The sequence below is a fragment of the Streptomyces sp. NPDC104106 genome (assembly GCF_055584345.1).
Genome location: NZ_JBVJMF010000045.1, coordinates 1 through 8071, shown reverse-complemented (window position 1 = coordinate 8071; position 8071 = coordinate 1). Strand labels below are relative to the sequence as shown.

Sequence of the window (8071 nt, the reverse complement as noted above, 5' to 3'; positions counted from 1 at the left end):
CTCGTTCTGACGAGCAGGCGGGGCTTGGAGGCTCCTGGTGCGGTGGCGTTGAAGGCGGAGTTGGAGGAGGCCGGCGCGCGGGTGGAGGTGGTGGCCTGTGATGTGGCCGTGCGTGAGGAGTTGGCGGGGGTGCTGGCCTGTGTGCCGGGTGAGGCTCCGTTGTCGGGTGTGGTGCATACCGCTGGTGTGCTGGATGACGGGGTGGTCGGGAGCCTGACGGCGGAGCGGCTGGCCGCGGTGTTCCGGCCGAAGGTCGATGCCGCGTTGGCGCTGCATGAGTTGACGCGGGATCTGGGGCTGGATGCGTTCGTGTTGTATTCGTCTGCGTCGGGTGTGCTGGGTGGTCCGGGGCAGGGCAATTATTCGGCGGCGAATGCGTTCTTGGATGCTTTTGCGGGGTGGCGTCGGGGGCAGGGGCTGCCTGCGGTGTCGCTGGCGTGGGGCCTATGGGACGACACCGGTGGCATGGCCGGCGTCCTGGACCAGACGGATCAGGCCCGCATGCGGCGCAGCGGCATCCGGCCCCTGTCCGCCGAGGAGGGCATGGCACTGTTCGATGCCGGACTCGGCTCCGATGAACCGGCCCTCGTACCAGTCAAGTTCGACCTCCCCGCGCTCTCCGCACAGGCAGGTGCGGGCCGGCTCGCTGCAATGCTGAAGGGGCTGGTCCGCTCGCCCCGGCGCGCAGCCTCCACCGGCGTGCCCGTGCCCATGGGCTCCCTCACCGACCGGCTGGCAGCGCGCCCGGCGGAAGAGCAGGCAGAGCTGCTGCTGGACCTTGTCCGCGACGAGGTCGCCGTGGTGCTGGGGCACGCCGACGCGGAGAGCATCGTGCCCGGTCAGGCGTTCAGCGAGCTGGGCTTCGACTCGCTGACCGCCGTCGAACTGCGCAACCGGCTGAACGCGGCGACGGGTCTGCGGCTGCCGGCCACGCTGATCTTCGACTATCCGTCCCCCGCCTCGATCACCGATCATCTGCTCGCGGAACTGGCCCCGGACCCGGCGGCCGGAACCGTGGATCTCGCGGACGTCGACGAGGCCGGACTGCGCAAGGCCCTTGCCTCGGTACCGCTGAAGCGACTCCAAGAGCTGGGCGTACTGAAGCAGTTGCTGCCTCTCGTACCTGCGGCTGCCGCCCCCGCCACACCCGCTCCTTCGGAAACACGGCAGAACGCGACGCGCCTCATCGCGGACATGGACGTCGCCGACCTCATCGAACGTGCGATGGGCAACACCAACGACTGAGCCCGTCCCGGGCTACGGAGGAACCAAGTATGTCTGTGTCCGAGGACAAGCTCGTCGCGGCACTGCGCGCCTCCCTCACGGAGAACGAGCAGCTCAAGGAGGAGCGCGACAGGGCTCTTGCCGCCCCGCGCGAACCCATCGCGATCGTGTCGGCCGCCTGCCGGCTGCCCGGTGACGTCTCCTCGCCGGAGGACCTGTGGCGGCTGGTGGCCGAGGAGCGTGACGGCATCACACCGTTCCCGGAGGACCGCGGCTGGGACGTCGACCGGATCTACGACCCCACGCCCGGCGTGGTCGGCACGTCCTACGTCCGTGAGGGCGGCTTCCTGCATGACGCGGGGCAGTTCGATCCGGGATTCTTCGGGATCTCTCCGCGCGACGCCCTCGCCATGGATCCGCAGCAGCGGTTGCTGCTGGAGGTGTCGTGGGAGGTCCTGGAAAGGGCCGGGATCGACCCGACCACGCTGAAGGGCAGCCGCACCGGCGTCTTCGCCGGCCTGATGTACCACGACTACGAGGCGGCCGTGGCGGCCGGAAGCATCGTCTCCGGCCGGGTGGCGTACACCTTCGGGTTCGAGGGTCCGGCGGTGACGGTGGACACGGCGTGTTCGTCGTCGCTGGTGGCGATGCACTCCGCGGTCCAGGCCCTGCGCGGCGGCGAGTGCTCCCTCGCGCTGGCGGGCGGTGTGGCCGTCATGGCCAGGCCGGGCAGCTTCATCGAGTTCTCGCGGCAGCGGGGACTTGCGCCGGACGGGCGGTGCAAGTCGTTCGCGGCGGGTGCGGACGGTACGGCGTGGGCCGAGGGCGTGGGTCTGGTGCTGCTGGAGCGTCTGTCGGACGCGCGGGCCAACGGCCATGAGGTGCTGGCGGTCGTCCGCGGCACGGCCGTGAACCAGGACGGCGCGTCCAACGGCCTGACCGCCCCGAACGGTCCTTCGCAGCAGCGTGTCATCCGTCAGGCCCTCGCGAACGCGGGTCTGGCCGCGTCCGACATCGACGTCGTCGAGGCACACGGTACGGGCACCTCGTTGGGTGATCCGATCGAGGCGCAGGCGTTGATCGCGACGTACGGTCAGGAGCGGTTCGGGGATGAGCCGTTGTGGCTGGGTTCGTTGAAGTCGAACATCGGTCATGCGCAGGCGGCGGCCGGTGTGGCGGGTGTGATCAAGATGGTGCAGGCGATGCGCCACGGTGTGCTGCCGAAGACGCTGCACGTGGACGAGCCGACGCCGAAGGTCGACTGGTCGGCCGGCGCGGTGAGACTGCTGACGGAGGCACGGGAGTGGCCGACGAGGCAGGACCGTCCGCGCCGCGCCGCCGTCTCCTCCTTCGGGATCAGCGGCACCAACGCCCACGTCATCCTGGAGTCCGTCGCGACCGAGGCACCGGACGAGAGCGAGGTCCCCGAGCCGACCGTGACACGCGCGAGCGTGCCGCTCGTCCTCTCGGGCAGGACAGCGGACGCCGTGACCGCGCAGGCCCGGCGCCTGGCGGACCATCTGGCACTGCACGGCGGCTTGAGCCTCACGGACACGGCGTACTCGCTGGCCACTTCCCGTGCCCGGTTCGACCACGGCGCCGTGGTCGTCGCAAGGTCGGTGGCGGAGGCGCGGGAAGGCCTGGTCTCGGTGCGTCCGGAGAGTGTGGTGCCGGGCCGGCTGGGTGTGCTGTTCACGGGGCAGGGTTCGCAGCGGGTGGGGATGGGGCGTGAACTGTACGACCTCTACCCGGTGTTCGCGCAGGCCTTCGACGAGGTGTGCGCGGCCGTGGACGACAAGCTCGGGCGTTCGCTGAAGGACGTGGTGTTCGAGGGTGGGGGGCTGTTGGACGAGACGCGGTTCGCTCAGCCGGCGCTGTTCGCGGTCGAGGTGGCGCTGTACCGTCTCGTACGGTCGTGGGGTGTGCGCCCGCACTGTCTCGCCGGTCACTCGATCGGTGAGGTGACGGCGGCGTATGTGGCGGGGGTGTGGTCGCTGGAGGATGCTGCCGCGCTGGTCGTGGCCCGGGGGCGGCTGATGCAGGAGTTGCCCGCCGGCGGCGTCATGATCGCGGTGGAGGCCGCCGAGGACGAAGTACGTCCTCTGCTGTCGGACGGTGTGAGCATCGCCGCCGTCAACGGGCCTGCCTCTGTGGTGGTTTCGGGGACGGAGAGTGCGGTGTCGGCTGTGACCGAGGGCCTGCGCGGCCGTCGGGTCAAGCGGCTGCGGGTGTCGCATGCGTTTCATTCGCCGTTGATGGATCCGATGCTGGAGGACTTCCGTGAGGTCGCGGCGGGGCTGGCGTACAACGCCCCGACACTGCCGGTGGTGTCGAACCTGACGGGTGAGGTGGCGGACGCCGGACGGTTGTGCTCGCCCGGGTACTGGGTGGAGCACGTGCGCGGCACCGTCCGCTTCCACGACGGCGTGCAGGCCATGAGGGGCCAGAAGGTCACCACCTTCCTGGAGTTGGGCCCGGACGGCACCCTGACCGGCATGGTGGCGCAGGACTGTGTGCCCTCCCTCCGCCGGGACGTCCCGGAGGACCGGGCCTTGATGAACGCCGTGGCACGACTGCACACGCGCGGCATCGGCATCGACTGGGAGCAGCTGTTCTCCGGCACCGGCGCACACCGCGTGGACCTGCCCACGTACGCCTTCCAGCGGCAGCGGTTCTGGCTGAACCCGGCGTCGTCCGCAGGGGACCCCGCACTGGCCGCCGGACACCCCCTGCTCGATACCGTGGTCGGCGTCCCCGACACCGGCGGTGTGGTGTGCACGGGCCGGCTGTCCCTCGCCGCCCAGCCCTGGCTGGCGGACCACGTCGTGTCCGGCACGGTCCTGCTGCCCGGCACCGCTCTGGTGGAACTCGCCATCCGGGCCGGCGACGAGGTCGGCGCACGGACCCTGCGCGAGCTGGTCATAGAAGCACCGTTGGCGATCCCGGACAAGGGTGCGGTGCGCGTCCAGGTCTCGGTCGGCGAGGACACCGGCGGCGTGCGGTCGGTCGCGGTGTACTCGCGGCCCGACGCCGCTCAGCCCGACGCCGCCCAGTCCGGCGCCCCCTGGACCCGCCATGCCTGCGGACAACTCGGCGACGACGCACCGGCATCCGAAGCCGCCTTCGCCGTCTGGCCCCCGCAGGGCGCACAGCCGGTCGACCTGACCGGGTTCTACTCGGACCAGGCGAGCGCCGGATACAGCTACGGACCGCTGTTCCAAGGGCTCAGGACGCTGTGGACCCGCGACGGGGAGATCTATGCCGAGGTCGCGCTCCCGGCGGACGACACGGACACGGCCGCCGGATTCGGTCTGCACCCGGCCCTGCTCGACGCGGTCCTGCACTGCGGCGCCTTCACCGAGCGAAAGGCCGAAGAGGGCAAGCTCATCCTGCCGTTCGCCTGGAACGGCATGGCCCTCCACGCCTCCGGCGCCACCGCCCTGCGCGTCCACATGACGCCCACCGGACCAGAGTCGGTGACGATCGAACTCGCCGACAGCGAGGGCACCCCGGTCGCGTCGGTCGAGTCGCTCGTCCTGCGCGCGGTCGCGGCCGAGCAGGTGCAGGCCGCGGGCCGGACCGGACCCGGCACGGACGCCCTGTTCGCCGTCGAATGGACCGCCTCGTCAGCCGACCCGACAGCCGATGCCGCCCGCGCGGTCGTGCCGCACTCGGTCGCCATGGCCCTCGACGTCGAGGAACTGGTCCGCTCCGGTGCCGCGATGCCGGAGGTACTGGTCGTCGACGCCGTCGACGGTGTCGTCAGCGCCGAACGCGTCCGCGGCCTCACAGGCCGCGTCCTCGGCATCCTGCAAGCCTTCCTCGCCGCGCCGGAACTCGACGGGACCCGCCTGCTCGTCGTGACGCGCGGCGCGGTCGGCGTCCGGGACGACACCGAGGTGACCGACCCGGCGGGGGCCGCGGTCTGGGGCCTCGTGCGCGCGGCACAGGCCGAGAACCCGGACCGCATCGTGCTCATGGACGTGGACGAGATCCAGGGGTCCCGGCCGGCCCTGGCGGGCGTACTGGCCACGGGTGAGCCACAGGTGGCCGTCCGCGGTGGCGTCCTGCACACGCCCCGGCTGGTGCGGGCCGCACCCGATACCGGCACCGGGCCAGCCCTGGACCCCGAGGGCACCGTGCTCGTCACCGGCGGCACCGGAACGCTGGGCGGCCTGGTCGCCCGGCACCTCGTCGCCGAACACGGTGTGCGGCACCTGCTGCTGACCAGCCGCCGAGGCTCGGAGGCGCCCGGCGCCCAGGAGCTGACGGCCGAGCTGGAGGCGGCCGGAGCGAGCGTCACCGTGGTGGCGTGCGACATGTCCAAGCGCAGGGCGGTCAAGAAGCTCCTCGCCCAGGTCTCGCCCGCGGCGCCGCTGACCGGCGTCGTCCACGCGGCAGGAGTCCTCGACGACGGTGTGATCGCGAGCCTGACCCAGGAGCGGGTCGGCGCCGTCTTCCGGCCCAAGGCCGACGCCGCCCTGAACCTGCACGAGCTGACCCGCGACATGAACCTCTCGGCGTTCGTCCTGTTCTCCTCCGCCGCTGGTGTCATCGGCGGCCCGGGGCAGGGCAACTACTCCGCCGCCAACGCCTTCCTGGACGCGTTCGCCCAGTGGCGGCGCGCGCAGGGACTGGCCGCCGTCTCACTGGCCTGGGGCCTGTGGGCGGAGTCCGGCGGCATGATCGCCACCATGAGCGAGTCGGACCAGGCCCGCATGAGCCGGGGCGGGGTCCTCCCGCTCGCCTCCGAGGACGGCATGGCCCTGCTCGACGCGGCCCTGGCCGGCACGGCGTCCACGCTCGTCCCGGTGAAGTTCGACTTCACGGCGTTGGCCGAGCAGGCACGGGCGGGCCAACTGCCCTCGGTGCTCCGCGGACTGGTACGCCAACCGCGCCGCACGGCGCGCACCACGGCGCCCGGCTCCGGTACCACCAGGGGCGGCACCCTGGCCGACCGCCTCGCCACCATGACCCCTGACGCACGACAGCGGCACCTCCTGGAGTTGGTGTCGGGTGAGGTTGCGGTGGTGCTGGGGCATGCGGGTGCGGGGAGTATCGGTGCGGAGCAGGCGTTCAAGGATCTGGGTTTTGATTCGTTGACGGCGGTGGAGCTGCGGAACCGGTTGAACGCGGTGACGGGTCTGCGGTTGCCGGCGACGTTGGTTTTCGATTATCCGTCGCCGGGTGTGCTGGCGGAGTTCTTGTGTGGGGAGTTGGTGGGGGAGGCTGCCGGGGGGTTGGTGGTTGGCGGGGAGGGTGTGTCTGTGGGTGGGGTGGATGGGGATGTGATTGCGGTGGTGGGGATGGGGTGTCGGCTTCCGGGTGGGGTGGGTTCGCCGGAGGATTTGTGGCGGATGTTGGTGGAGGGGCGGGAGGGGATCACGGAGTTTCCGGGGGATCGGGGTTGGGATGTGGCGGGGTTGTTCGATCCTGATCCTGAGAAGGTCGGTAAGTCGATGGTCCGTCATGGTGGGTTCTTGCACGGGGCGGGGGAGTTCGATCCGGGGTTCTTCGGGATCTCTCCGCGTGAGGCGCTTGCGATGGATCCGCAGCAGCGGTTGTTGCTGGAGGTGTCGTGGGAGGTGTTGGAGCGGGCGGGGATCGATCCGACCACGTTGAGGGGCAGTCGTACGGGGGTCTTCGCGGGCGCCATGTACCACGACTACGCCACCACACTGACACGCGTCCCCGAAGAACTGGAGGGCTTCCTCGGCAACGGCAACGCGGGCAGCTTCATCTCCGGCCGGGTGGCGTACACCTTCGGCTTCGAGGGTCCGGCGGTGACGGTGGACACGGCGTGTTCGTCGTCGCTGGTGGCGATGCACTCCGCGATCCAGGCCCTGCGCGGCGGCGAGTGCTCCCTCGCGCTCGCGGGCGGTGTTGCCGTCATGGCCACGCCCGGCGCCTTCGTGGAGTTCTCGCGGCAGCGGGGACTTGCGCCGGACGGGCGGTGCAAGTCGTTCGCCGCGGGTGCGGACGGTACGGCGTGGGCTGAAGGCGTGAGTCTGGTGCTGCTGGAGCGTCTGTCGGACGCGCGGCGCAACGGTCACGAGGTGCTGGCGCTGGTGCGGGGCGCGGCGGTCAACCAGGACGGTGCGTCGAACGGGATCACGGCGCCGAACGGTCCTGCACAGCAGCGTGTCATCCGTCAGGCGCTGGCGAGCGCCGGTCTGTCGGCAGCGGATGTGGATGCGGTGGAGGCGCATGGTACGGGCACGTCGTTGGGTGATCCGATCGAGGCGCAGGCGTTGATCGCGACGTACGGTCAGCAGCGGTTCGGGGATGAGCCGTTGTGGCTGGGTTCGTTGAAGTCGAACATCGGTCATGCGCAGGCGGCGGCCGGTGTGGCGGGTGTGATCAAGATGGTGCAGGCGATGCGCCACGGTGTGCTGCCGAAGACGCTGCACGTGGACGAGCCGACGCCGAAGGTCGACTGGTCGGCCGGCGCGGTGAGACTGCTGACGGAGGCGCGGCAGTGGCCGACGACGCAGGACCGTCCGCGCCGCGCCGCCGTCTCCTCCTTCGGCCTCAGCGGCACCAACGCCCACGTCATCCTGGAGGCCTACGACGCCGAGCCCCCGGTCGACCGTGCGCCGACTCCGGAAACCGTCGTACCACTGCTGGTGTCGGGCAAGTCGCCGGAGGCGGTGCGGGCTCAGGCGGGGGCGTTGGTGTCTCATCTGGATGCTGCTCGTGATGTGTGTCTGGCCGACGTGGCGTATTCGCTGGCGACCACCCGGACGCATTTCGGTCACCGTGCGGTGGTGGTGGCGGGTTCGGTGGCGGAGGCGCGGGAGGGCCTGGTCTCGGTGCGTCCGGAGAGTGTGGTGCCGGGCCGGGTGGG

At 71.0% G+C, this 8071-nt stretch carries 2 protein-coding genes; both read left to right on the top strand.

Annotated elements, in window-relative coordinates; genetic code table 11:
- On the top strand, nucleotides 1–1245 hold a 1245-nt coding region (locus ACZ60X_RS43655; protein WP_469611382.1), incomplete at its 5' end, for a type I polyketide synthase.
- Nucleotides 1246–1274: 29 nt separating this feature from the next.
- The coding region (locus ACZ60X_RS43650; RefSeq protein WP_469611380.1) for a type I polyketide synthase at nucleotides 1275–8071 on the top strand (6797 nt) is incomplete at its 3' end.